Origin of the sequence: Streptomyces sp. NPDC085927, from assembly GCF_044540975.1 — a bacterium.
GTDB lineage: Bacteria > Actinomycetota > Actinomycetes > Streptomycetales > Streptomycetaceae > Streptomyces > Streptomyces hirsutus.
Genome location: NZ_JBITSN010000003.1, coordinates 36535 through 57928, shown reverse-complemented (window position 1 = coordinate 57928; position 21394 = coordinate 36535). Strand labels below are relative to the sequence as shown.

29 protein-coding genes are annotated in these 21394 nt (G+C 71.1%); 10 read left to right on the top strand and 19 right to left on the bottom strand.

The features are described from left to right. Nucleotides 1-66 precede the first annotated feature (66 nt). Together ACIF80_RS09210 and ACIF80_RS09205 are read right to left on the bottom strand one after the other, a co-directional pair. Nucleotides 67-927 (bottom strand): HAD family hydrolase, encoded by an 861-nt coding sequence (locus ACIF80_RS09210; RefSeq protein WP_399801435.1) that lies wholly within the window; start codon nucleotides 925-927, stop codon nucleotides 67-69. Continuing rightward, the gene (locus tag ACIF80_RS09205; RefSeq protein WP_399801433.1) at nucleotides 876-1757 is read right to left on the bottom strand and encodes a GntR family transcriptional regulator; all 882 of its coding nucleotides are present in this window, start codon (nucleotides 1755-1757) and stop codon (nucleotides 876-878) included. Before ACIF80_RS09205 ends, ACIF80_RS09210 begins: the two co-directional genes overlap by 52 nt. Before the next feature lie 164 nt (nucleotides 1758-1921). On the opposite strand from ACIF80_RS09205, the gene ACIF80_RS09200 reads away from it, so the two are divergent. Next, complete coding sequence (locus ACIF80_RS09200; RefSeq protein ID WP_399801431.1) at nucleotides 1922-2110, top strand: hypothetical protein; 189 nt, start codon at nucleotides 1922-1924, stop codon at nucleotides 2108-2110. 45 nt (nucleotides 2111-2155) lie between these two features. Here the strand turns inward: ACIF80_RS09200 and ACIF80_RS09195 are convergent, their stop codons facing one another. The 3 genes from ACIF80_RS09195 to ACIF80_RS09185 form a co-directional block, all read right to left on the bottom strand. Then, nucleotides 2156-3094, bottom strand: coding sequence for a FadR/GntR family transcriptional regulator (locus ACIF80_RS09195; RefSeq protein WP_399801428.1), 939 nt, complete (start codon nucleotides 3092-3094; stop codon nucleotides 2156-2158). 336 nt (nucleotides 3095-3430) lie between these two features. Next, nucleotides 3431-4702 carry a GNAT family N-acetyltransferase gene (locus ACIF80_RS09190; RefSeq protein WP_399801425.1) on the bottom strand — a complete coding sequence of 424 codons (1272 nt, stop codon included), beginning with the start codon at nucleotides 4700-4702 and terminating at the stop codon, nucleotides 3431-3433. Nucleotides 4703-4830: 128 nt separating this feature from the next. Further along, nucleotides 4831-5469, bottom strand: coding sequence for an aerial mycelium formation protein (locus ACIF80_RS09185; RefSeq protein WP_399801422.1), 639 nt, complete (start codon nucleotides 5467-5469; stop codon nucleotides 4831-4833). 177 nt (nucleotides 5470-5646) lie between these two features. Here ACIF80_RS09185 and dtd point away from each other — a divergent pair, with 177 nt between their 5' ends. Next, a complete protein-coding gene (dtd, locus tag ACIF80_RS09180) occupies nucleotides 5647-6072 on the top strand; it encodes a D-aminoacyl-tRNA deacylase (RefSeq protein ID WP_399801420.1) in 426 nt (141 codons plus the stop codon). Nucleotides 6073-6160: 88 nt separating this feature from the next. Here the strand turns inward: dtd and ACIF80_RS09175 are convergent, their stop codons facing one another. The 3 genes from ACIF80_RS09175 to ACIF80_RS09165 all read right to left on the bottom strand — a co-directional run bounded on the left by ACIF80_RS09175 (nucleotide 6161) and on the right by ACIF80_RS09165 (nucleotide 8228). Beyond that, entirely contained in the window at nucleotides 6161-7126 is a 966-nt protein-coding gene (locus ACIF80_RS09175; protein WP_399801417.1) for a YgfZ/GcvT domain-containing protein, read from the bottom strand. A 10-nt stretch (nucleotides 7127-7136) separates the two neighbouring features. Continuing rightward, the gene (locus ACIF80_RS09170) at nucleotides 7137-7574 is read right to left on the bottom strand and encodes a Fur family transcriptional regulator (protein WP_399801414.1); all 438 of its coding nucleotides are present in this window, start codon (nucleotides 7572-7574) and stop codon (nucleotides 7137-7139) included. Nucleotides 7575-7652: 78 nt separating this feature from the next. After that, nucleotides 7653-8228 (bottom strand): FABP family protein, encoded by a 576-nt coding sequence (locus ACIF80_RS09165; RefSeq protein ID WP_399801413.1) that lies wholly within the window; start codon nucleotides 8226-8228, stop codon nucleotides 7653-7655. A gap of 375 nt (nucleotides 8229-8603) precedes the next feature. On the opposite strand from ACIF80_RS09165, the gene ACIF80_RS09160 reads away from it, so the two are divergent. After that, a complete protein-coding gene (locus ACIF80_RS09160) occupies nucleotides 8604-8966 on the top strand; it encodes a DsrE family protein (protein ID WP_042174837.1) in 363 nt (120 codons plus the stop codon). Nucleotides 8967-8985: 19 nt separating this feature from the next. On the opposite strand, the gene ACIF80_RS09155 is transcribed toward ACIF80_RS09160, so the two are convergent. From ACIF80_RS09155 to ACIF80_RS09120, 8 genes are all read right to left on the bottom strand, one after another. Next, nucleotides 8986-9252, bottom strand: coding sequence for a DUF3099 domain-containing protein (locus ACIF80_RS09155; protein ID WP_399801409.1), 267 nt, complete (start codon nucleotides 9250-9252; stop codon nucleotides 8986-8988). A 144-nt stretch (nucleotides 9253-9396) separates the two neighbouring features. After that, nucleotides 9397-9684, bottom strand: a complete 288-nt coding sequence (locus tag ACIF80_RS09150) for a DUF1416 domain-containing protein (protein ID WP_055606626.1) — start codon at nucleotides 9682-9684, stop codon at nucleotides 9397-9399. Nucleotides 9685-9739: 55 nt separating this feature from the next. Next, nucleotides 9740-10585, bottom strand: coding sequence for a sulfurtransferase (locus ACIF80_RS09145; RefSeq protein ID WP_399801406.1), 846 nt, complete (start codon nucleotides 10583-10585; stop codon nucleotides 9740-9742). 129 nt (nucleotides 10586-10714) lie between these two features. Next, nucleotides 10715-10822: an Ms5788A family Cys-rich leader peptide gene (locus tag ACIF80_RS09140; RefSeq protein ID WP_350849312.1), complete on the bottom strand. Its 108-nt coding sequence runs from the start codon at nucleotides 10820-10822 to the stop codon at nucleotides 10715-10717. A gap of 235 nt (nucleotides 10823-11057) precedes the next feature. Then, the gene (locus tag ACIF80_RS09135) at nucleotides 11058-11798 is read right to left on the bottom strand and encodes a DUF2993 domain-containing protein (protein WP_399801403.1); all 741 of its coding nucleotides are present in this window, start codon (nucleotides 11796-11798) and stop codon (nucleotides 11058-11060) included. A gap of 232 nt (nucleotides 11799-12030) precedes the next feature. Beyond that, entirely contained in the window at nucleotides 12031-13377 is a 1347-nt protein-coding gene (locus tag ACIF80_RS09130) for a hypothetical protein (protein ID WP_399801400.1), read from the bottom strand. Nucleotides 13378-13380: 3 nt separating this feature from the next. Continuing rightward, nucleotides 13381-13635, bottom strand: a complete 255-nt coding sequence (locus ACIF80_RS09125) for a MoaD/ThiS family protein (RefSeq protein ID WP_055597800.1) — start codon at nucleotides 13633-13635, stop codon at nucleotides 13381-13383. A 39-nt stretch (nucleotides 13636-13674) separates the two neighbouring features. After that, complete coding sequence (locus tag ACIF80_RS09120; RefSeq protein WP_399801395.1) at nucleotides 13675-14622, bottom strand: alpha/beta hydrolase; 948 nt, start codon at nucleotides 14620-14622, stop codon at nucleotides 13675-13677. Nucleotides 14623-14899: 277 nt separating this feature from the next. On the opposite strand from ACIF80_RS09120, the gene ACIF80_RS09115 reads away from it, so the two are divergent. From ACIF80_RS09115 to ACIF80_RS09090, 6 genes are all read left to right on the top strand, one after another. Continuing rightward, on the top strand, nucleotides 14900-15700 hold the full coding sequence (locus tag ACIF80_RS09115; protein WP_399801392.1) for a winged-helix domain-containing protein: 801 nt from the start codon (nucleotides 14900-14902) through the stop codon (nucleotides 15698-15700). A 107-nt stretch (nucleotides 15701-15807) separates the two neighbouring features. Further along, a complete protein-coding gene (locus ACIF80_RS09110; RefSeq protein ID WP_399801389.1) occupies nucleotides 15808-16830 on the top strand; it encodes a LacI family DNA-binding transcriptional regulator in 1023 nt (340 codons plus the stop codon). 136 nt (nucleotides 16831-16966) lie between these two features. Further along, nucleotides 16967-18166, top strand: a complete 1200-nt coding sequence (locus tag ACIF80_RS09105) for a trypsin-like peptidase domain-containing protein (RefSeq protein WP_399801386.1) — start codon at nucleotides 16967-16969, stop codon at nucleotides 18164-18166. Nucleotides 18167-18200: 34 nt separating this feature from the next. Continuing rightward, nucleotides 18201-18395 carry a hypothetical protein gene (locus tag ACIF80_RS09100; RefSeq protein ID WP_399801383.1) on the top strand — a complete coding sequence of 65 codons (195 nt, stop codon included), beginning with the start codon at nucleotides 18201-18203 and terminating at the stop codon, nucleotides 18393-18395. Nucleotides 18396-18536: 141 nt separating this feature from the next. Beyond that, nucleotides 18537-19271: a response regulator transcription factor gene (locus tag ACIF80_RS09095; RefSeq protein ID WP_399801380.1), complete on the top strand. Its 735-nt coding sequence runs from the start codon at nucleotides 18537-18539 to the stop codon at nucleotides 19269-19271. Then, nucleotides 19268-20728: a sensor histidine kinase gene (locus tag ACIF80_RS09090; protein WP_399801377.1), complete on the top strand. Its 1461-nt coding sequence runs from the start codon at nucleotides 19268-19270 to the stop codon at nucleotides 20726-20728. The genes ACIF80_RS09095 and ACIF80_RS09090 overlap by 4 nt, the downstream gene beginning before the upstream one ends. 51 nt (nucleotides 20729-20779) lie before the next feature. Here ACIF80_RS09090 and ACIF80_RS09085 read toward each other — a convergent pair whose 3' ends face one another. From ACIF80_RS09085 to ACIF80_RS09075, 3 genes are read right to left on the bottom strand one after another with little or no spacing between them, the layout of a single operon-like run. Continuing rightward, nucleotides 20780-20992: a DUF397 domain-containing protein gene (locus ACIF80_RS09085; RefSeq protein ID WP_399801374.1), complete on the bottom strand. Its 213-nt coding sequence runs from the start codon at nucleotides 20990-20992 to the stop codon at nucleotides 20780-20782. Then, on the bottom strand, nucleotides 20989-21147 hold the full coding sequence (locus tag ACIF80_RS09080; protein ID WP_399801370.1) for a Scr1 family TA system antitoxin-like transcriptional regulator: 159 nt from the start codon (nucleotides 21145-21147) through the stop codon (nucleotides 20989-20991). Before ACIF80_RS09080 ends, ACIF80_RS09085 begins: the two co-directional genes overlap by 4 nt. Further along, nucleotides 21111-21308, bottom strand: a complete 198-nt coding sequence (locus ACIF80_RS09075; RefSeq protein ID WP_399801367.1) for a Scr1 family TA system antitoxin-like transcriptional regulator — start codon at nucleotides 21306-21308, stop codon at nucleotides 21111-21113. Before ACIF80_RS09075 ends, ACIF80_RS09080 begins: the two co-directional genes overlap by 37 nt. Here ACIF80_RS09075 and ACIF80_RS09070 point away from each other — a divergent pair. After that, nucleotides 21232-21390: a hypothetical protein gene (locus ACIF80_RS09070; protein WP_399802665.1), complete on the top strand. Its 159-nt coding sequence runs from the start codon at nucleotides 21232-21234 to the stop codon at nucleotides 21388-21390. The two genes, ACIF80_RS09075 and ACIF80_RS09070, sit on opposite strands and share 77 nt — an antisense overlap. Nucleotides 21391-21394: the final 4 nt, after the last annotated feature.

The following is a 21394-nucleotide window of genomic DNA, read 5'->3' as shown; positions in this document are numbered from 1 at the left end:
TCGGCAGGACGGGTGTGCCGTCGGCGCCGTCCTGCCACCGGCCCTGCCACCGGCCCTGCTGGTGGTTCAGGCCTGAGGTGCCGTGCGGAGCAGGGTGAGGACGGGTTCCAGGGAGGACAGGATCACGGTGGCGCCCGCGGCTTGCAGGATCTTTTCCTTCTTCTCGTTGCGGGCGTAGCCGAGGAAGGGCACGCCGGCCGCTGTGGCGGCGTGGAAGTCGGAGGGGGTGTCGCCGATCATCAGGGCGGAGTCCGGGGCGGCGCCCATGGCGTTCAGGGCGCGGTTGATGCAGTGGGGGTCCGGCTTGAGCCGGCTGAGCTGCTGGGTCCGGCCGTAGATGTGGGGGGCGAAGCAGCCGAGGAGACCGCGGTCGGCGAGGTACTTGCGGACCACGCGGGGGGAGTTGTTCGTCGCGATGGCCGGCCTGGAGCCCACCGCGGTCCAGGTGCGGATCAGCGGGTCGGCGTAGGCGGTGGGCCATGCCGAGGACGCGGCCAGCATTTCCTCCCGGGTGAGCCGTGCCTCCAGCTCGGCCACCAGGTCGCTGCCCGGGTGTCTGCGGTCGACGGCGCGGAGTACCGCGTGCGGGTCCAGCGATTCGCGTTCGGGCTCGGTGAGCAGGCCGTGCAGGCCCCGGCCCTCCAGCCACTCGACGAGGTCCCGCGCCACCCTGTCGGCCGAGTGCCCTGCGAAGAGGCGGCAGATGGGCCCGTCGAAGTCCCACAGCACGACACGGGCGCCGCTGATCAGCTCACGCAGTTCGTTCGGTGCGTCCGGGTCGCCGAAATCGCTGAGGCCGCTGAGGTCGTTCCGGTCGTTCCGGTCGTTATCGGTCTCGTGTGTCACCGGTTCGGTCTGCGTCGCATCAGAAGTCACTAGGAGAGTGTCAGGTCCGTGGTGATGGTTTCCCAGAGGGCGTCGAACCACTTCTGGGATTCCTCCACGAACGCCTGGTCCCGCTGTCCGGTCTGCTTGGTGAAGGAGAAGAGCAGGGACTGGGAGCCGAGGGCGTCGTACATGTCCAGGGTCTGGGAGCCCCACTCCTCCTCGCGCCTGGCGAGCAGGTAGTAACCGATCAGTGCCTCCTGGCCGTTGAGCAGGTAGAGCTTCATCGGCGGGGTGAAGGGCAGGGCGCGGAACCTGACGTGGACGTCGATGCCGTGGGTGTGGCGGACGGCCTGCAGGTTGTGCTGGAGCACCTGGGCCTGGGCGTTGCGCATCTGCAGCCAGCGCTCGTGGACCGGGTCGTCGCCGTCGGCGTCCTCGTCGACCAGGACGGGGAAGGCCAGGTTGATGGTCCGGGACGGCAGGAGGACGCGGAACTCGATCGACTCGGGGCGGAGTCTTCCCTCGTGGATCAGCCGGACGGGTTCACCGATGGCGACCATCAGCGTCTCGGAGGTGTGGGACACGACGTCGATACGGACGTGGGGTGCGGAGAAGGCCTCGGTGAGACGGGGGGCGAGACCGACCATGGTCGGCTGGGGCTCGTCCGACGCCGGGGCCGGTTCGGCGATCCGGGGCGGGCTGCCCTTGCTGACGTTGCTGAGCAGACCGTCGTCCGCGAGAACGCGCAGTGCCTGGCGGACGACGCCGCGTTCCACGCCGAACTCCTCGGCGAGCTCGGCCTGGGTGGGCAGGCGTTCGCCGGCCCTGAGCTCCCCGGCGCGGATACGTTCGCGCAGGATGTCGGCGATCTCCTGGGGCGAGTTCCTGCTGTTGCCGTTCACTGCGACGTTCTCCTGGGTCACGACCAAACGCTACAACTTTGATCCATCTATGGGGAGTTGCTTGAAAGTTGTTTATAAGTACCTGCCAAGTGGGGACAACCTAGCTAGAGTTGGCAACCAACTTGACCGAGTTGGCGGAGGTTCCGCTTCCGCCCACAGGAAAGCACGAAGCAGCACGAAGGGGGAACATCGTGCCAGTCCTCGCTCTCATCTCCGCGGTCCTCGTCGTCACCCTCGAGCAGTACGTCGAATGGAAGTACGGCATCGCCGGCATCATCGGCCTGCTGCTGCTCACCGTCGGCATCAAGGCCCACAGCCCGGGCGTCAGCTCCGCCGGAGCCGTCCTGCTCGCGCTGCTGATGGCGCGGCCCGCACTCTGAACCACCCGTACCCGCCGGGCCCCTGCCCATGGGGGCAGGGAGACGTCAGCTCGTGAGCTGCAACTCCGAACTGATGGTCTCCCACAACGCGTTGAACCACAGCCGGGACTGCGTCACGAAGGCGCTGTCCCGCATCCCGGCGCCCTGCTCGAACGCGAACAGCGCGGAGCGGGTGCCCTGCGCGTCGTACATCTGAACGTTCTCCTGGTCGATCTGCGCCTCGCTGCGGGACAGCGTGTAGTAGGCGAACAGCGCCTCCACGTCATTGAGCAGGTACAGCTTCACCGGCGGGGTGAAAGGCAGCGCCCGGAAGGAGACCCGCACGTCGATGCCGTGGGTGGCACGCAGGGCGAGCAGACTGTGCCGGAGCACCTGCCCCTGGGCGTTGCGCATCGCCAGCCACCGCTCGTGCACGGGGTCCTCGCCCCGGCCACCGTGACGGTCACCGCCCCGGCCGTTGGCGGAGTCCTCGACCGCCACCGGGAAGGCGAGGTCGATGTTCCTTCCGGGCAGCAGGACGCGGACGTCGACCTTGGCCGGTTTCATCCGTCCGGCATGGATCTGACGCAGCGGTTCGCCGATGGCGAGGGTGAGGGATATCGCGGTCAGGCAGACGGCGTCGATCTCGACGTGCTCGGCCTCGAAGGCGGCGGCGATACGGGGTGCGAGGGCCGCCGTGGTGGGCTGGGGCGGCGCTTCCGGCCCGGTCAGCGCCCCGCCGGGGCGGCCGGCGACGGTCGCCGGGGCGCCCTTGGCGACGTTGGTGAGCAACTGCTCGGACTGCAGGATGCGCAGTGCCTGGCGTACGGCACCGCGCTCGACGCCGAACTCGTCCGCGAGCTTCGCCTGAGTGGGCATGCGCTGGCCAGGTCGCAGCTCCCCGGACCTGATCCGGGCGCGCAACTCGTCGGCCACCTCGCGGTGTGTCCTCTGTGGCCGCTGTGGCCTCTTCCGTCCATTGACGGGGGCGTATTCCGGGTCCACGCCGAAACCCTACAACTTCTCGCCATCTTTTGGCAGTTCACGGAAAGGTGGTTATGAGCCGCATCCAAGCGGAGATAACTTAAGAGAAGTTGGTCGCCAACTTGAGCAACATGGTCGGGCCTCCCGGGAGGTTGGCCATCACGGTGACAGTGGGGACCACTCCTCGAGCCGCCGACCGGGCTTCCCTTCCGGAGGGGAGCCGGGAACCCGGTCGGTCAGCACCAGCGCAACAACCACAACTGAACAACAAGAACGGCAAGAACAGCTACGGATGTACGGACACCCGCCGGACGAGGGGGAGGAGGAGCGAACGACACCGAGGGAGCGCGGCAGCGCTCAGAAAATGTCCGGGCACCATGGACGCCTGGACGTACGCAGCAGGGCGTCGGCCTCACGGGCGGCGCCCGCTCGTTCTTCCCGGACCCGGCCCAGCGCAGCCAGCCGCACCGCCGACTCGTCACCCAGCCACAGCGGCGCCAACTCGGCGACGTCCAAGGTCAGATCGGCGTCCTCGGTGGTCGCCGCGCACGTCCCGGTACCGTCCGCCGACGCCTCCAGCCGGTAGCGCCCGCCGGCCAGCCCCGCACCGTCGGCCACCTCCAGCACCAGCGACCCGGCCGCCTCGTACGTCCGGGCCTCCAGCGCCCGTACGACGTCCAGGACGCGCACCCACAGCCAGTCCGCGTGCGTCGTCACGGCGGCGGCCCGCGGGTCCGGCAGGAGGAACGGGAGCAGGTCGTCGGGGGCCCGCCAGCCGCTCTTCACCTTCACGACCCAGTCGATCGAGCACAGGTAGCGCCACAGCGCCCGTTCCGCGGCCGGGCTCACCGCGAGCAGCCAGTGCACCCGCGCCGTGTTCAACGGCTGCTTGGAGTCGCCCCACTTGTCGTCCGCCGCGTAGGAGACCATGCCCTCGACCTCGCCGCCCGCCGAGCGGTACACCGCGAAGAAGGGCTCGTTCCACGGCAGGGGGAAGCGAATGGCTCCGGTGGTGGTCTTCCACCACAGGTCGTTCCGGTCGACCGCGCCCGGCTGGACCCCGCGCACCCGTTCGTGCAGCTCCGGGCCGAGCTTGCTCACGTCCTCCGCGTCCACGAGGTCCACCCGTCCGCCGTCCTCCGGGCGGGACCGGCGCGGGTCGAGACCGGTGCGCGGAACGTCGACGGTCCACTCGGTGGCCCAGGTGGCGGGGCCGAAACCGTAGCGGCCGTAGATCGGGTACTCGGCGGCGATGAGGGTCGCGACGACGTCCCCGCGCTCCTTCGCGGCGGCGAGGTCCTGCGCCATCATGCGGGTGAGCAGACCGCGCCGACGGTGCGTGGAGGTCACGCTGACGTTCGTGATGGCGTCGGCCGGCACCGCGGCCCCGCCGACCGCGGTGAGCTCCTGCGAGAAGGATCGGAACGTCGCGACGCAGCGGCCGCCGTCGAAGGCCCCCAGCGACCGGCCCGGCAGGAACTGCAGGCGGCGTATGTCGAGGGCCTCCGGGGAAGGGGTGGGCTCCCGCAGGAACCCGATGTTCAGGGCCCGGTTCCAGTCGGCGAACTCGGTCTCGGCGATCGGGCGTACGTCGATGTCGGTGCGGGGCGTTCCGGCGCTGGGGGTCATGGTTTCACCGTAGGTCGCCTCCTGAGGAGGTGTCGCGCGCTTTTCCGACCGCCCCGCGGCCCCGGCCCGCCCGGCCACCGGACGCAGGCCGCCCGCCCGGCATCCGGCCCGGCCCCGCTCAGCCCGCCTCACACCAGCAGGTCGTCGACCTGGGCCTCCCCCTCACGGTACCGGCGCGTGATCTCCGCACTGCAGTCGTCGGCGGTGCGCTGCAGGCGCTGCCGGCTCCGGGAGACCTCCTGCTCGTAGCGCACCAGCCGCCCCATCGCGGCCGTCAGCTCCCCGTCCGTACGCGCACCCAGGTCCGAGAGCTCCACCTCGGCGAGCATCTCCGCCGCCAGCCGCCCGTACTCCTCGCTCTGCGGCGTCCCCAGGGTCACGTGGCGGGCGGACGAACGCCGGCGCACCGGGGTGTCCCGCAGGATCTCCGCGAGCCGCTCCACGACGGACGCCTCCACCGGCGTGGCGACCGAGGCCGTGTCCACCGGCGTACGCCGGGCCAGTTCCGCCCTCAGGATGTCGATCCGTCCCTGGAGCAGCCGCCGCACATAACTGAGGTCGGCCTCGTCGCGCTGGGCGTCGCGGCGCAGCGTGCGCAGCTCGGGCAGGCTGCGCACGGACAGGGCGGGCTCGGGCCCCGGGTGCTCCTCGGGCAGGTCCGGGCTGTCCGTGCGCTGTGCGGGCGGGCGGTGGAACTCGCGTTCTCCCACCCCCGCCCGGGCCGGCAGGACAGGCCCGGACTGCTGCCCGGTTCCTGGTGTGCTCATGTGCTTCGACCGTCCCCTCGACCGGTGTGTGCCAGCATCGTGCCACCTCCGGCGGCCACTGTGTGACCGAGTGCTCCTGATCCGCCCCAGATGGGGGGTAAGGAGTAAAAATAGCCCGCCTGGGGGCCTCCGCGGACCGCCGTCAGTCATCTGTTCGCCGACCGGCATGATGGGCGTATGCGTGCAGTGGTGCAGAGGGTGGACGGCGCGAGCGTCGTCGTGGACGGCGAGACGGTGGGGGCGATCGAGGGCGAGGGGCTGTGCGCCCTTGTCGGCGTCACCCATGAGGACACCAAGGAGAAGGCGGCGCAGCTCGCCCGCAAACTCTGGTCGGTGCGGATGCTCCAGGACGAGAAGTCGTGCAGCGACATCGACGCCCCGCTTCTGGTGATCAGCCAGTTCACCCTTTACGGCGACGCCCGAAAGGGCCGGCGCCCCACCTGGAACGCCGCCGCCCCCGGGGACGTCGCCGAACCGCTGGTGGACGAGGTGGTCGCCCAGCTGCGTGCGCTGGGCGCGACGGTGGCGACGGGCCGCTTCGGCGCGCAGATGCGGGTGTCGCTGACCAACGACGGCCCGTTCACCGTTCTCCTCGAGATCTGATCCACGTCACGTCGGACCCGGCCCGCACCGGACATGGCCCGCGCCGGACACCGATGGGGGCTCGACGTGGATCAGGGTTCGACGCGGATCAGGGCTCGACCACGGTCTCCTGGGCCGCCGCCGTGTCCCCGGCCATCAGGCGGGCGTCGACCGGGACGTTCCGCTTGACCAGCGCGAGGGCGACCGGGCCCAGCTCGTGGTGGCGTACGGACGTGGTGACGAAGCCGATCCGGCGGCCGTCCGGGCCGTCGTCGGCGATCCGGAGGTCGGTGCCGGCCGGCGGCAGATGGACCTCGCTGCCGTCCAGGTGCAGGAAGACCATCCTGCGCGGCGGCTTGCCCAGGTTCTGGACCCGGGCGACCGTCTCCTGGCCCCGGTAGCAGCCCTTCTGCAGATGCACCGCACCGCCGATCCAGCCCAGCTCGTGCGGGATGGTGCGGTGGTCGGTCTCGAAGCCGAGCCGGGGGCGGTGCTGCTCGACCCGCAGCGCCTCGTGGGCGAGGATGCCGGCGGGCGGCCCGGCCTTTTCGGCGAACGACTCCAGTTCGGCGCGGGGCAGGAACAGATCACGGCCGTACGCCGTCTCGCGGACGGCGACGCCCTCGGGCACCTCCGCGATGGAACCGGCGGGCAGGTGCACCACCGCGAAGTCGGCGGTGCGGTCGGCGGTTTCGACCCGGTAGAAGAACTTCATCGACTCCAGGTAGGCGAGCAGCGCCTCCTGGGTGCCGGGTTCGACGTGGGCCCAGACCGTCTCGCCGTCGTCGACGAGGTAGAGCGCGTGCTCGATGTGGCCGTTCGCGGAGAGGATCAGCGCCTCGGTGGCCTGGTGCGGCGGGAGGTCGCTGACATGCTGGGTGAGCAGCAGATGCAGCCAGCTCAGCCGCTCCGGCCCGGAGACGGTGACGACCCCGCGGTGGGACAGGTCGACGAAGCCGGTGCCTTCGGCGAGGGCACGCTGCTCGCGGAACAGGTCGCCGTAGTGGGCGGCGACGCCTTCGTCCACGCCCTCGGCGGGAACGGCGCCGGGCAGGGTCAGCAGGGGGCTCTTCATACTCCCCAGCCTACGTCTCGGTAGTTGAACCCTTCAGGGAGCAGTCCTTGCAGCGGCCGAAGATCGCGAAGTGCTTCATGTCGGTGTCGAAGCCGAAGGTGTCGCGCAGCTTCGCCGTGAAGTCGGCGGCCACCTCCACGTCCGCCTCGATGACCTCGGTGCAGTCACGGCAGACGAGGTGGAGGTGGTGGTGCCGGTCGGCGAGGTGGTAGGTCGGGGCGCCGTGCCCGAGGTGGGCATGGCTGACCAGGCCCAGCTCCTCCAGGAGCTCCAGGGTGCGGTAGACGGTCGAGATGTTGACCCCCGACGCCGTTTTCCGCACTTCCACGAGGATGTCGTCGGGGGTCGCGTGCTCCAGCGTGTCGACGGCTTCGAGCACGAGTTGGCGCTGCGGCGTCAGCCGGTAGCCGCGCTGCCTGAGATCGCTCTTCCAGTCGGTGCTCACCACACCACGAGTCTAGGGCCTCGGGTGTGGATCACGCCGGGCCCGCGGGCCGTACGCCCAAGGGCCCGGCGGCCCGGTGGCTCACTTGAAGAAGGCGATCCCGTCGTCCGGCATGTCGTCGGGCAGGGCCTTGGCCCAGCGCTCGACGTCCTCGGGGGTGACGACCTTCTTCAGGTGCGCCGACATGTAGGGGCGCAGCTCGACCTCGGGGGTCTGCTTCTCACCGACCCACATCAGGTCGCTCTTGACGTAGCCGTACAGCCGCTTGCCGCCGGTGTAGGGCCGGGCGGCGGCGGTGCGCGCGACCGCGTCCGTCACCAGGTCGATCTGCGGCTTCTGGTCGGCCAGCTCGCCGTACCAGATCTCGATGACGCCGTCGTCGCGGGTCATCGTGACCTCGACCTTGCGGTCGGCGTCGATCCGCCAGAAGCCGTGCTCGGACTCGAGCGGCCGTACCTTGCCGCCGTTCTCGTCGAGCACCCAGGTGCGGGAGGAGTACTCCAGGAAGTCACGGCCGTCGTGGGTGAAGGAGACCTCCTGCCCGAAGTTGCACTTCTCGGAGCCGGGGAAGTCGTGCACGCCTGCGCCCGCCCAGTCGCCGAGCAGGAAGGCGAGCGGTACGAGGTCCTTGTGGAGGTCGGACGGGATCTCGATCATCAGTGGCAGTTCCTGGAGTGGGCGGTCAGCGCTGACCCTGGTACAGCTTCTTCACGGCCAGCCCGGCGAAGGCGAGAACGCCGACGGCGACCAGGACCAGCAGGATTTCGTAGAAGAGAACCACGGGATGCTCCTTGAGCGGGGTGCGGTGCGGTTCGTGTGCACGGAACCGCACCCAGCTTACGCGGCCGGCCCTCGCCCCCGACGTGCACCCACCCGGTGGCGGGAGTGACGACGGGCCCGGTGGCCGGGGGAGGCCGGGGCCGGTGGCCGGGGGAGACCGGGCCCGGTGGCCGGGGGAGACCGGGGCCGGTGGCCGGTCCCGCCACGGGCTCCCGGGTACGGGCAGGACGGGGGGATGACTACGATCCGGACATGGCGAAGAAGCTCGTGATCAAGGTGACCGCCGGGGCCGATGCCCCGGAACGCTGCTCGCAGGCCTTCACGGTGGCGGCGGTGGCCGTGGCCAGTGGTGTGGACGTCTCGCTGTGGCTGACCGGGGAGTCGGCGTGGTTCGCGCTGCCGGGCAGGGCAGCGGAGTTCGAACTGCCGCACGCGGCGCCGCTGCCGGACCTGCTGGACTCGATCGTCGCGGGGGGCCGTCTCACCCTGTGCACCCAGTGCGCGGCGCGCCGGGACATCACGGAGAAGGACGTCATCGAGGGCGTACGCATCGCGGGGGCGCAGGTGTTCGTCCAGGAGGCGCTCGCGGACGACACGCAGGCGCTCGTCTACTGAGACGGATGACACGGAGGGCTCACCGGGGCCCGGGCCTCTTCTTCCCGTCCAGTTCGTCCCACCACGCGTCGGACTCGGGGTCGCCGGAGGGGTCGTCCCACCAGTGGTCGTCGGGGCCGCGCCGGTTGGCGACCACGGCGGCGAACGGCGGGATGACCATGGCCACCACGCACATCCCCACGGCCACCGGGACCGACCAGAGCCGCACGACGGCGCAGGCCAGGACGAACAGCGCGATGCACGTGCCCATCATGACGAAGTAGGTATGGCGCCTGCGCGCGTACATACCTCCAGCGTAGAACCGGACCCGCAGGCATGCAGGTGCACGGATACGCGGATACGCGGGCATGACGCGGGTACGCAGACATGCCGAAGGGCCGCATTCCGGTGCCGGTGTCCGGTCCGTGGGATGCGGCCCTCCGAAGAGCCCTCACACCGCGATGGCGACCTCGGCCAGACCGCCCTGCTGGGCGACGACCGTGCGGTCGGCGGTACCGCCGGGCACCAGGGCGCGGACCGTCCAGGTGCCCTCCGCCGCGTAGAAGCGGAACTGCCCGGTCGCGGAGGTCGGGACCTCCGCGGTGAACTCGCCGGTCGAGTCCAGCAGACGGACGTAGCCCGTCACCGGCTCGCCGTCACGGGTCAGATGACCCTGGATGGTGGTCTCGCCGGGCTTGATCGTCGAGGCGTCCGGGCCACCGGCCTTCGCACCGCACATGGCGTACTCCTGAACTGGTCTAGTGGTCTGGTCGGGTCGTGGTCCGGGCGGGGGCCTACTTGGCGGGGCCGAGCTCGATCGGCACGCCGACGAGGGAGCCGTACTCGGTCCAGGAGCCGTCGTAGTTCTTGACGTTCTCCACGCCCAGCAGCTCGTGCAGCACGAACCAGGACAGCGCGGAGCGCTCACCGATGCGGCACAGGGCGATGGTGTCCTTGGCCAGGTCGATCTGCTCGTCCTCGTAGAGCGCCTTGAGCTCTTCGTCGGACTTGAAGGTGCCGTCGTCGTTGGCGTTCTTGGACCACGGGATGTTGCGGGAGGTCGGCACGTGGCCGGGGCGCTGCGACTGCTCCTGCGGCAGGTGCGCCGGCGCGAGCAGCTTGCCGGAGAACTCGTCGGGCGAGCGCACGTCGACGATGTTCTGCGTGCCGATGGCGTCCACGACCTCGTCGCGGAAGGCACGGATGGACAGGTCCTGCGGCTTGGCCTTGTACTCGGTCTTCGCCCGCTGCGGCACCTCGTCGCCGGGGACCAGCTCGCGGGCGTCCAGCTCCCACTTCTTGCGGCCGCCGTCGAGGAGCTTGACGTTCTCGTGGCCGTACAGCTTGAAGTACCAGTAGGCGTACGCGGCGAACCAGTTGTTGTTGCCGCCGTAGAGGACAACCGTGTGGTCGTTGGAGATGCCCTTCTCCGACAGGAGCTTCTCGAAGCCCTCCTGGTCGACGAAGTCACGGCGGACCGGGTCCTGGAGGTCCTTGGTCCAGTCGATCCGGATGGCGTTCTTGATGTGGTTCTTCTCGTACGCGGTGGTGTCCTCGTCCACCTCGACGATGGCGATGGTCGGGTCGTCCAGGTGTTCCTGGACCCAGTCGGCGTCGACCAGTACGTCGTTGCGGCTCATGCTCTTGTCTCCTCCGGGGCAGTTACGGCGAGGCGTGCGGGTATGCGGGTGCGCGGCACTCCTGCGGGAGCGGGCGCACGGATGCCCCTCGGCGGGGCGAGGTGGGGATGCAGGCGGCGGGACGCCCGCTCAGAAAGGTCGACAGAGCATGGCGGCGACGCGGCAGAGGTCCACTGCCCGCCGCTTCGTGAGATCCGCCTGTCCCCGCGCTCGGAGGACGCTCGTCTGACACTGCATGTCGTCGATCGTAGGGAGGACAGGGTGGGCATGTCACCGCCGTGTCGCATGCTGAGACAAGATTGTCCGCACTATGGGATCACGGGAGGGGCGGACCCACTTCCGCCCGCCCCGCACCCGACGGCGCCCGCCCTCGCATCTGCTCTACGGACGTCTCCGTCTCGCCTGTCGGACATCCTGGGTCCACCGGGCCCCGGGCCCCCTCAGGGGCGGAGTGGTCCTGCCGACCACCTACCTACCCGGCGAGCCGGACGTCGGAACCCTGCACGGTGATGTCGACGCCGGACTTCCCCGCCTCGACCTTGTCGAGCTTGATCCCGCCGGGCAGGCCGTCGATCCTCTGCTCGAAGTCGGTGATCTCCCGCACCCGCGTCTCGGCCATCTCGATGCCGCCGAACGAGGGCAGCGCATCCGCGTGGACCCGCACGGTGTCGCCGTCCACGACGGTCACGGAGCTGAGGACGGAGACCGGCTCGGGCAGCTTGGTGCCGAGCACGGTGGCCTCCACCGCGACCTCGATCTTCCCGTTGCCGCCGTCGGAGAGGCCGACGACGCTGGCGGTGACACCGGGGCCGACCCGGGTGGGCTCGGACTTGGCGGTCTTGAGCAGCTCGTCGTAGGTCACGCTCGCGGTGCCGGTCGCGCCGGCGGCGGTGGCGGAGCTGAAGTCGCCGGAGAACTCGACGCCCTTCATGTCGGCGCGCAGGTCCTCGATCCGGATGTTCTGCTTGCCGTCGCCGGTGCCGGCCTCGTACTCCGGGATCCCGATCCGCACCTCGTCGAGGGAGCCGCCGGCGAGCTGGGTGAGGAAGGGGAAACCGTTGATGGACACGTCGGGGGTGGTGCCGAGGTTCTCGGCCGTCTTGAGCCGGTCGGCCACCTCGCCCTCCGCGAAATTGACCGCGAGGCGGTCCACGATCACGAAGATGCCGCCCAGGACCACGGCGATGATCAGCAGTATTCGCAATGCGCGCATGCGGTTGGTTCCCCCACCTAGGTGCGTTTCGACGACAGTCCCCGACGACCGGGCAGCCGTCCTGCGCGAGAGTAACCCGCACGGCAAGGAGAACCCCGGGATTGTTGATCAGCTGTGACAGGCACCCGGAACGCGCCTCTCCCCGCCGACAACTGTCGGCGGGGAGAGGCGGAACGCGGGAGCACGGAACACGGGGCCGCGGGACACGGGACCGCGGGAGGCGGCCGGGACGTCAGCCGGCGACGCGGCCCAGGACGTACACCGCCGGTGCCGCCGCGGCCAGGGGCAGGGCCACTCCGGCCGTGAAGTGGACGAACCGGGACGGGTAGTCGTAGCTCGCGGCGCGGTGGCCGATCAGGGCGCAGACCGCCGCGCCCGCGCCGATCAGCGCGCCCGAGGCACCGAACTCCGTCATCCCGCCGGCCAGCGCACCCGCACCGGCCGCCACGAGCAGCGCGGCCACCACGGACGCCGGCGTGGGCAACGGCAGCGCCCGCGCCACGACTGCCGCCGCCACCGCGATCCCGCCGACCGTCACCGCGTCGGCGCCGGCCGCCAGGTAGCCGCTCGCCACGATCGCCAGCGCGGCCGCGGCGACCGTCGCCGTCAGGCCGTACATCCGCTCGTCGGGATCGGCGTGCGACCGGAGCTGGAGCACCAGCGACAGCAGTACCCACACACCGAGCGTGCCGAGAATGGCCGACGGCGACCGGTCGGACGCGAGCAGTGCCACGTCCGCGACCAGCGCTCCGAGGAAGCCCAGCGCGATGCCCTGCCGTGCGGGCCACATGCCGTTCAGCCGGAACCAGCCGGCCGCGGTGAGCCCCTGGAGGGCCACCAGCGGCACGAGCAGGGCGTACGTGCCCAGCGCCGCCCCGCCGGCGAGCAGCAGCCCCAGCAGCGCGGTGAGCGCCGCCGGCTGCATGCCGGGCTCGATGATCGGCGAACGCCCCTCCGCGCGGGCACGCTGCGCGTCCGTGACCCGGGTGTTCCCGGCGAGGGTGGCGGGCCCGTACCCGGGACCGTCCGGAGCCTCGGGGGCGGGGGTCACGGGGGCCGAGGCCGCGGCGGGCGGGGCGGAGGCTGCGGAGGCCGGCGGGTGCACGGCCCCGGCAGGGGCGCCTGCGCCGGCATGGGCATGGGTATCGGGGATCGGTGCCCCGTAGGTGGAGGCCACCCCGTACCCCGCGTACACCGCGGGCCCGCCGAGCGCGCCGCCGTCACCCCGACCCGCGTACCCGGCATGTCCCGGAGGGGTCTGCGGGGCCGCCGGGGGCTGCGGAGCCTGTCCGGTGTGTCCGGTGTGCTGGGGCAGGTACGACGTCTCCTCCGCGGCCGCCGGCGGGACCGGGGGCTGCATCTGCGTCTCCCAGGTCTGTCCCTGCCACTGCTGCGTGTACTGCTGGGCGGCGTGCGGATCGTCGTACGCCTGCTGTCCTCCGGGCCACGCCTGCGACGGCCCCTGCGCCTGCTCTTCAGGCCGCTGGTTCTGGTGCTGGGGCGGGGGCGTGCCATAGGGGTCGTGGCCCTCGCGGCGTCCGTCGTACCCGTCGTAGCCCTGATACGGCTGGTTGGTCATCGCTCACCCTCCTGCGAACGGCGGGAGCACCTCGACCGTGCCGCCGTCGGCCAGCCGTACCGTCTCATGTGCGCGGGTGCCCACGGGATCACTGTCGACGAGGAACGAGCATCGCCGCAGGACACGCGTGAGTTCGCCGGGGTGCCTCTCGCGCACCGCGTCGAGCGCGTCGGCGAGCGTGACCGCCTCGTACGACTCCTCGGCCGTCCCGGCCGCGGCCTTGGCTGCGGCCCAGTACCGCACCGTGACCTTTGCCATCTGCTGGTTCCTCAATGTTTGACAGTGGACACGGTCAGGCTAGCCCGCCCGGGCCACGGCCCAGTCCCCTATCCGGTGCAGCAGTCCGTCGGGGGCCGCGTTCTCCGCGTGTCCCATGCCCGGCTCCACCCACAGCTCCCCGTGCTCGCCCGCGGCGGCCGCCAGCATGCGCGGGTGGTCGAGCGGGAAGTAGTGGTCGCGGTCGCCGTGCACGACCAGCAACGGCGTCGGCGCGATCCTCGGCACCGCCTCGACCGGGGACAGCGGTACGGGGTCCCAGTCCCGGTGATGGATCCGGGTCCGCAGCCCGTAGCGCCCCACGAGCCGGCCCGACGGCCGGGTCGCCAGCCAGTGCACCCGCCGCATCGGAGCCGTCCCCCGGTAGAACCACCGGGCCGGACCGCTCACCGACACCACGGCATCGGGACCACCGGCGCCGACACCGGCGCCGACATCGACACCGGCACCGGCACCGGCACCGGCGGAAGGCGGGCTGTCCCCCTCCCCGCCCAGCGCAGCGTGCCGCAGCACCACCGAGCCGCCCATCGAGAACCCGACGGTCGCCACGCGCGTGTGCCCCAGTTCCCGTGCCCACGCCACCGCAGCCGCCAGATCCAGCACCTCGCGGTCCCCGAGCGTGGACCGTCCGCCCGAGGCACCGTGCCCGCGGAAGGAGAAGGCCACCACGGCTCCGTGCCGTGCGAACGCCCGCGCAACCCGCCGTACATGCGGCCGGTCCACGCCCCCCGTGAACCCGTGCGCGATCACGAACACGAGGTCACGGGAAGGGGGCCGTGGGATGTCCTTCCCGATCACCTTTTCGGCCGCAGCCGGGTTGTATACGGAATCGATCCGCACGCCGTCCACCGTGCGCAAAAACGCCCGAAAAGACGTACCGTCCTGTGTAACTTCACGCGTCACACCACGTGTCTTGAAATGCGGACCATTGGTGGAACGTGCCACATGACCTGACGGACCGGTGCTCATGTCGGCTATTCTCCTGGGAAGAGGACTCGGGCAGCGAAGCCCCCGGGTCCTTTTGTGCTTTCGGAAGCGTTGTATACGACGCGGGAAACCGCCGGTGTACGGGCCGTCGAAACGCACGAAGCAGTGCCGTAAACGTCCTCGCAGGGACCGAGGAGGAACCAGACGTTATGGGCGAGCGAACCGTGCACGTACGAATGACGACCCGGTCGTGGGCAGCACCGCGACCCGAGCCCCGGGGCCAGGACCGCGTCCTCGACGGTCTCGAAGGAGGGGTGCGATGAGTTCACTGCTCCTGCTGACCAACGCCCTCCAGCCGTCGGCGGAGGTACTTCCCGCCCTCGGCCTGCTGCTCCACCATGTGCGCGTGGCCCCCGCCGAAGGCCCCGCCCTGGTCGACACCCCCGGCGCCGACGTCATCCTCGTCGACGGCCGGCGCGACCTCCCGCAGGTCCGCAACCTGTGCCAGCTGCTGCGGTCCACCGGCCCCGGCTGCCCCCTCGTCCTCGTGGTGACCGAGGGCGGCCTCGCCGCCGTCACCGCGGACTGGGGCATCGACGACGTCCTCCTCGACACCGCGGGACCGGCGGAGGTGGAGGCCCGGCTGCGGCTCGCCATGGGCCGGCAGCAGATCGTCAGCGACGACTCCCCCATGGAGATCCGCAACGGCGACCTGTCCGTCGACGAGGCGACCTACAGCGCCAAGCTCAAGGGCCGCGTCCTCGATCTCACGTTCAAGGAGTTCGAGCTCCTGAAGTACCTCGCCCAGCACCCCGGCCGCGTCTTCACCCGCGCCCAGCTGCTGCAGGAGGTCTGGGGCTACGACTACTTCGGCGGCACCCGAACGGTCGACGTCCACGTGCGGCGCCTGCGCGCCAAGCTCGGCCCCGAGCACGAGTCGCTGATCGGCACCGTGCGGAACGTGGGTTACCGATTCGTTACGCCGGAGAAGGGCGAGCGGGCCACCGAGGAGGCCAAGGCGAAGGCCGACCGCCAGCAGGCCGGGTCCGACCGCCAAAAGGCGGCGGATGCGGACGAGACGGCCGCCCTGGACACCGCCGAGGCCCCGAGCCAGGCGTGAACGGCATCCGCACGAGCGCCGCGCCCGCACACGCGAGCCGTTCCCGTGCTGTTCACAAGGTCGTTCACGCCCTGCCCCGACCGGTTATATCCGCGTAGACTCCGCGCGTGGCCAAGGTGACTAGGGATGACGTGGCTCGGCTGGCGGGTACTTCCACCGCCGTCGTCAGCTATGTCATCAACAACGGACCGAGGCCGGTCGCCCCGGCCACGCGCGAACGCGTACTCGCCGCGATCAAACAGCTGGGATACCGGCCGGACCGGGTCGCCCAGGCCATGGCGTCGCGGCGGACGGATCTCATAGGCCTGATCGTGCCGGACGCGCGCCAGCCCTTCTTCGGGGAGATGGCGCACGCGGTCGAACAGGCCGCGTCCGAGCGCGGAAAAATGGTGCTGGTCGGGAACTCCGACTACGTGGCCGAGCGCGAGGTCCACTATCTGCGGGCATTCCTCGGCATGCGCGTCTCCGGGCTGATCCTGGTCAGCCACGCGCTGAACGACCTCGCCGCCGCGGAGATAGACGCCTGGGACGCCCGGATAGTCCTGCTGCACGAGCGCCCCGAGGCCATCGACGACGTCGCCGTCGTCACCGACGACCTCGGCGGCGCCCAGCTCGCCGTCCGCCACCTGCTGGAACACGGCAACGCGTACGTCGCCTGCGTCGGCGGCACCGCGGAGACCCCCGCGGTGGGCGACCCCGTCTCCGACCACGTCGAGGGCTGGCGGCGGGCCATGGAGGACGCGGGCGTCCCGACCGAGGGCCGCCTTTTCGAGGCCCCGTACAACCGCTACGACGCCTATCGCGTCGGGCTCGACATCCTCTCCGGGCCGGACCGCCCGCCCGCGATCTTCTGCTCCACCGACGACCAGGCCATCGGCGTGCTGCGCGCGGCGCGCGAGCTGCGCATCGACGTGCCCGGTGAGCTGGCGGTCGTCGGGTTCGACGACATCAAGGAGGCGGCGCTCGCCGACCCGCCGATGACGACGGTCGCCTCCGACCGCCCGGCGATGGCGCGCGCGGCGGTCGACCTCGTCCTCGACGACGGGCTGCGGGTGGCCGGCTCGCAGCGCGAGCGGCTGAAGATCTTCCCGTCCGAACTGGTGATCCGCCGCTCCTGCGGCTGCGGGTAACACCGGACCTCCGGCGGCCCCGCTCTCTCCATGCCATGGGGCGGCCCGCCGTCTTTATACCGGGCATACGAGGTTCTGTCGGACTTCTCAGCGAGCACTCAGGGTGCTCTCATCGTCGGGCGTCAGGCTCGTCGACATGACCGAGAGCCACCGCCGCAGCAGCGAGTACGAGAGCCCCCGGACGGGCGGCCACCAGCCCTGCTCCTCCCCGGTGAACCCGGAGTGGCCGGCCCCGCCGGCGTACGCACCGGGGCAGCAGGCCACCGCCGCGCACTCGACGGACCCGACGGACCCGATGACGGCAACGCGCCCGAGACCGGTGGCGGACCCGATGACGGCAACGCACCCGATCGCCGACGGGCACCCGACGGACCCCGCGGGCCCGGCCCACGCCGGTTCGGTCCACGCCGGTTCGGTCCACGCGTCCGAGCCGGCCGCTCCCCGCCCCCGCCGGAAGCGGAACCGGGGCCCGGTCTCGCTGCTCGCCGCCGTGGCGATCGTGGCGGCGGCCGTGGGCGGCGGCACCGCGTACGGCGTCCAGGAGCTGACCGGCGGCAACACCGTCGCGTCCGCCGGCTCGGCCGGCACCAGCGTGGTGCCGGCCGGCCAGAAGGGCACGGTGGCCGGCGTCGCCAAGACGGTCAGCCCGAGCATCGTCGAGATCAACGCCGAGTCCAGCGCGGGATCGTCCACCGGATCCGGCGTGATCATCACGGACGACGGCGAGATCATCACCAACAACCACGTCGTCGCCGGTGCCTCCTCCGTCGAGGTGCGGACCAGCGACGGGAAGACGTACACCGCGGACGTCGTCGGCACGGAGAGCTCGAAGGACCTCGCACTGATCAAGCTGCGGGACGCCTCGGGCCTGCCGACGGCCACCCTCGGCGACTCGGACAAGGTGCAGGTCGGCGACGAGGTCGTGGCGATCGGCTCCCCCGAGGGCCTGACCGGCACCGTCACCAGCGGCATCGTCTCGGCGCTCGACCGTGACGTGACCGTCTCCACGGACGAGAGCCAGGGGCAGCAACAGCAGCAGGGGCAGCCCGGCGGCTGGCCGTTCGAGTTCGACGGCCAGGAGTTCAACGGCGACACCGGCGGGTCGACGACGACGTACAAGGCGATCCAGACCGACGCGTCCCTGAACCCCGGCAACTCCGGCGGCGCGCTGATCGACATGAACGGCGACATCATCGGCATCAACTCCGCGATGTACTCGTCGAGCGGCAGTGGCTCCTCCTCGGCCGACGCCGGCAGCGTGGGCCTGGGCTTCGCCATCCCGGTCAACACGGTCAAGTCGGACCTCTCGACGCTGCGGGCCGGCTCCATGAACTGACGCGACGACGCGGCGCCCACCCGAGGAGTCCGCCATGACCCAGCAGATGCCGCAGGTCACCCACCACGTGCCCGACGCCGGTACCGATCCCGCCGGGCTCGCCCTCGCGCTGGAGGTCGCGGTCGAGCTGCACGCGCCGGCCCGGCGGGCCCCGGAAGTCGCCCCGCCCCCGCCCCACCGGAGGCCCGGCCCCGGTCGCGGCGGCCACCGCCGTACCGTGCGCGGCTGACCCGCGGCCGACCGGCAGCCGACCGGGGCCGTCCGCGCCCCGGGGGATCGTGCGAGCCTGAGAGCTTGAGAGGCTGAAGCCCGCAAGCTCCAAGCCCTGCCCCCGCGCCCCCGCCCCGTGCAGACAGAGGAACCCGAGCCCATGAGCCCCGCAGAAGGCGACCGTGACCCCCAGCGCATCCTGATCGTCGACGACGAGCCGGCGGTGCGCGAAGCGCTCCGGCGCAGCCTCGCCTTCGAGGGATACGGCACCGAGGTCGCCGTCGACGGCGCGGACGCCCTGGAGAAGGCTGCGGCGTACCGGCCCGACCTGATCGTCCTCGACATCCAGATGCCCCGGATGGACGGCCTGACCGCCGCCCGCCGCATCCGGGCCACCGGCGACACCACGCCCATCCTGATGCTGACCGCCCGGGACACGGTCGGCGACCGGGTGACGGGACTGGACGCCGGGGCGGACGACTACCTGGTCAAGCCGTTCGAGCTGGACGAGCTGTTCGCCCGTATCCGCGCGCTGCTGCGCCGCAGCTCGTACGCGGCCGCCGTGGCCGGTGCCACCGACCACAGCGACGTCCTCACCTTCGCCGACCTGCGCATGGACCTGTCGACCCGCGAGGTGACGCGGGGCGCCCGCCAGGTGGAGCTGACCCGTACGGAGTTCACGCTGCTGGAGATGTTCATGGCGCACCCGCGCCAGGTCCTCACCCGGGAGCAGATCCTGAAGGCGGTCTGGGGCTTCGACTTCGAGCCGTCGTCGAACTCCCTCGACGTGTACGTCATGTACCTGCGCCGCAAGACCGAGGCCGGGGGCGAACCGCGTCTGGTGCACACGGTGAGGGGCGTCGGCTATGCCCTGCGGCAGGGCGGCGCTGAGTGAACAGGCTGGTCCGCAGGTACCGCTCGCTCCCGATCCGGGCACGGCTGTCGCTGCTGGTGGCGGCGGCGGTGGCGTTCGCGGTGGCGGCGGTGTCGGTGACGTGCTGGTTCATCGTGCAGGGGAAGCTGTACGCGGAGCTCGACGACGACCTGCGGTCCTCGGTCGTCGCGCTGGACGAGAACCAGCTCGACAGAGTCGTCGACACCTGTGGCCGGACGCCTTCGCAGACGGACTCCATCGGCCCGCAGAGCGGGAGCTACGGCCAGTTGGTGAGCACGGACGGCACCGTGTGCCTGCTGCCCTTCGCCTCGGCCGCGGTCAAGGTCACCGGCGGCGACAAGGACGTGGCGAAGAACCCTGACCCCCGCTCCGCGCGGTTCCGCAACGGCCTCGACAGCGACGGCGACGAGGTACGCGTGCTGACCACCGCGGTCACCGTCAAGGTGCCCCTGGGCCAGGGCGTGGCCAATGGCTACGCCTACGTCGCCGCCGTCCCTCTCGACAGCACCCGGTCGACGCTCAACGACCTCGCCCTGATCCTGCTCCTCGTCTCCGGCGTCGGAGTACTGGGCGCGGCCGCCGCCGGCCTCGCGGTCGCCCGTGCGGGCCTGCGCCCCGTCGACAAGCTCACCGAGGCCGTGGAACACGTGGCCCGTACGGAGGACCTGGACATCCGCATCCCCGTCGAGGACGACGCCGAGGACGAGGTCGCCCGCCTCTCCCGCTCCTTCAACTCCATGACGTCCGCCCTGGCCAGCTCCCGCGACCTGCAGCAGCAGCTCATCGCGGACGCCGGCCACGAGCTGCGCACCCCGCTCACCTCCCTGCGGACCAACATCGAACTCCTCACCCGCAGCGAGGAGATCGGCCGCCCGATCCCTCCCGACGACCGCAAGGCCCTCCTCGCCTCGGTGAAGGCGCAGATGACCGAACTGGCGTCACTCATCGGCGACCTGCAGGAACTGTCCCGCCCGGACACCGGCCAGCACGCCGACCCTGCGCAGATCGTCGCCTGGCAGGACGTCGTGGAGTCGGCGCTGCGCCGCGCCCGGCTGCGCGGCCCGGAGCTGACCATCACGGCGGACGTCCGACCGTGGTACGTCCGCGCGGAGCCCTCCGCGCTGGAGCGGGCCGTGGTCAACATCCTGGACAACGCGGTGAAGTTCAGCCCGGAGGGCGGCACGATCGAGGTCCGCCTCGCCGACGGCGTCCTCACCGTCCGCGACCACGGGCCCGGCATCGCCGCCGACGAACTCCCCTATGTCTTCGACCGCTTCTGGCGCTCCCCGACCGCCCGCGCGCTCCCCGGTTCGGGCCTCGGCCTGTCGATCGTGGCCCGCACGGTCCAGCAGGCGGGCGGCACGGTCACCCTGACCCGCGCGGAGGACGGCGCCGGGGGCACGACGGCCACGGTCCGCCTCCCGGGGGCACCGACCCCGCCGCCCGGGGTGCCGTAGCCGGAGGTGCCGTAGCCGAGGGTTCCGTAGCCGGAGGGGAGGGGCGGCACCTCACCAAGGATTCGATTCGTTCCTGATCCCCGTCAGGAACAGCGCCCACGCGACCGAGCCGAAGACCAGCACCCCGCCGTCCCGCACCTTGCTGTCGCGGACCGGGGCGAGGCCGGCGCAGCCGTCGGCGACCTCGACGCAGTTGTTGGCTCCCCCGTCGCTGTAACTCGACTTTCGCCAGGCGGCTTTGCTGAGGTCAGGAGCCTGCTTCATGGTCTGTGCTCCTCCAGTACGTCCCGGATGAACGTCAGCGAGTCCGACGGGGCCAGCGCCAGATCCCGCAGCCGATCGTAGGACAAGCGGTGGTGCAGTACGCCTTCCGGATCATCCATCAGTACACCGCTGCTGCCGCCTTCCGTGTAGGCCACGGAGCTCCGTCCTTCTGCCACAGCAGGGTCAGCGATCCCTTCCCCATGAGGTGCTGGATCCCCGCGGAGAACGGCAGTACGTGAATGACGATGCTGGGCCACTGCGCGACCGCTTCGATGTGCCTCAACTGGCCCTCCCACGTCTCCGGGTTCGCGCTCACCAGGGCGACGGAGTCCCTGGAGGACGTACTGCGTGTCGCGGTCGGCCGGGGAGGACACGTCAGGGTGGGGGGTGGCGGGTGACACG

Bases quoted from the DNA above. Each gene is read 5' to 3' on its own strand.
- ACIF80_RS09190 (WP_399801425.1), bottom strand. From the start codon at position 4,702: ATGACCCCCAGCGCCGGAACGCCCCGCACCGACATCGACGTACGCCCG.
- ACIF80_RS09185 (WP_399801422.1), bottom strand. From the start codon at position 5,469: ATGAGCACACCAGGAACCGGGCAGCAGTCCGGGCCTGTCCTGCCGGCC.
- dtd (WP_399801420.1), top strand. From the start codon at position 5,647: ATGCGTGCAGTGGTGCAGAGGGTGGACGGCGCGAGCGTCGTCGTGGAC.
- ACIF80_RS09175 (WP_399801417.1), bottom strand. From the start codon at position 7,126: ATGAAGAGCCCCCTGCTGACCCTGCCCGGCGCCGTTCCCGCCGAGGGC.
- ACIF80_RS09165 (WP_399801413.1), bottom strand. From the start codon at position 8,228: ATGATCGAGATCCCGTCCGACCTCCACAAGGACCTCGTACCGCTCGCC.
- ACIF80_RS09160 (WP_042174837.1), top strand. From the start codon at position 8,604: ATGGCGAAGAAGCTCGTGATCAAGGTGACCGCCGGGGCCGATGCCCCG.
- ACIF80_RS09155 (WP_399801409.1), bottom strand. From the start codon at position 9,252: ATGTACGCGCGCAGGCGCCATACCTACTTCGTCATGATGGGCACGTGC.
- ACIF80_RS09150 (WP_055606626.1), bottom strand. From the start codon at position 9,684: ATGTGCGGTGCGAAGGCCGGTGGCCCGGACGCCTCGACGATCAAGCCC.
- ACIF80_RS09145 (WP_399801406.1), bottom strand. From the start codon at position 10,585: ATGAGCCGCAACGACGTACTGGTCGACGCCGACTGGGTCCAGGAACAC.
- ACIF80_RS09140 (WP_350849312.1), bottom strand. From the start codon at position 10,822: ATGCAGTGTCAGACGAGCGTCCTCCGAGCGCGGGGACAGGCGGATCTC.
- ACIF80_RS09135 (WP_399801403.1), bottom strand. From the start codon at position 11,798: ATGCGCGCATTGCGAATACTGCTGATCATCGCCGTGGTCCTGGGCGGC.
- ACIF80_RS09130 (WP_399801400.1), bottom strand. From the start codon at position 13,377: ATGACCAACCAGCCGTATCAGGGCTACGACGGGTACGACGGACGCCGC.
- ACIF80_RS09125 (WP_055597800.1), bottom strand. From the start codon at position 13,635: ATGGCAAAGGTCACGGTGCGGTACTGGGCCGCAGCCAAGGCCGCGGCC.
- ACIF80_RS09120 (WP_399801395.1), bottom strand. From the start codon at position 14,622: ATGAGCACCGGTCCGTCAGGTCATGTGGCACGTTCCACCAATGGTCCG.
- ACIF80_RS09115 (WP_399801392.1), top strand. From the start codon at position 14,900: ATGAGTTCACTGCTCCTGCTGACCAACGCCCTCCAGCCGTCGGCGGAG.
- ACIF80_RS09105 (WP_399801386.1), top strand. From the start codon at position 16,967: ATGACCGAGAGCCACCGCCGCAGCAGCGAGTACGAGAGCCCCCGGACG.
- ACIF80_RS09100 (WP_399801383.1), top strand. From the start codon at position 18,201: ATGACCCAGCAGATGCCGCAGGTCACCCACCACGTGCCCGACGCCGGT.
- ACIF80_RS09095 (WP_399801380.1), top strand. From the start codon at position 18,537: ATGAGCCCCGCAGAAGGCGACCGTGACCCCCAGCGCATCCTGATCGTC.
- ACIF80_RS09085 (WP_399801374.1), bottom strand. From the start codon at position 20,992: ATGAAGCAGGCTCCTGACCTCAGCAAAGCCGCCTGGCGAAAGTCGAGT.
- ACIF80_RS09070 (WP_399802665.1), top strand. From the start codon at position 21,232: ATGACGATGCTGGGCCACTGCGCGACCGCTTCGATGTGCCTCAACTGG.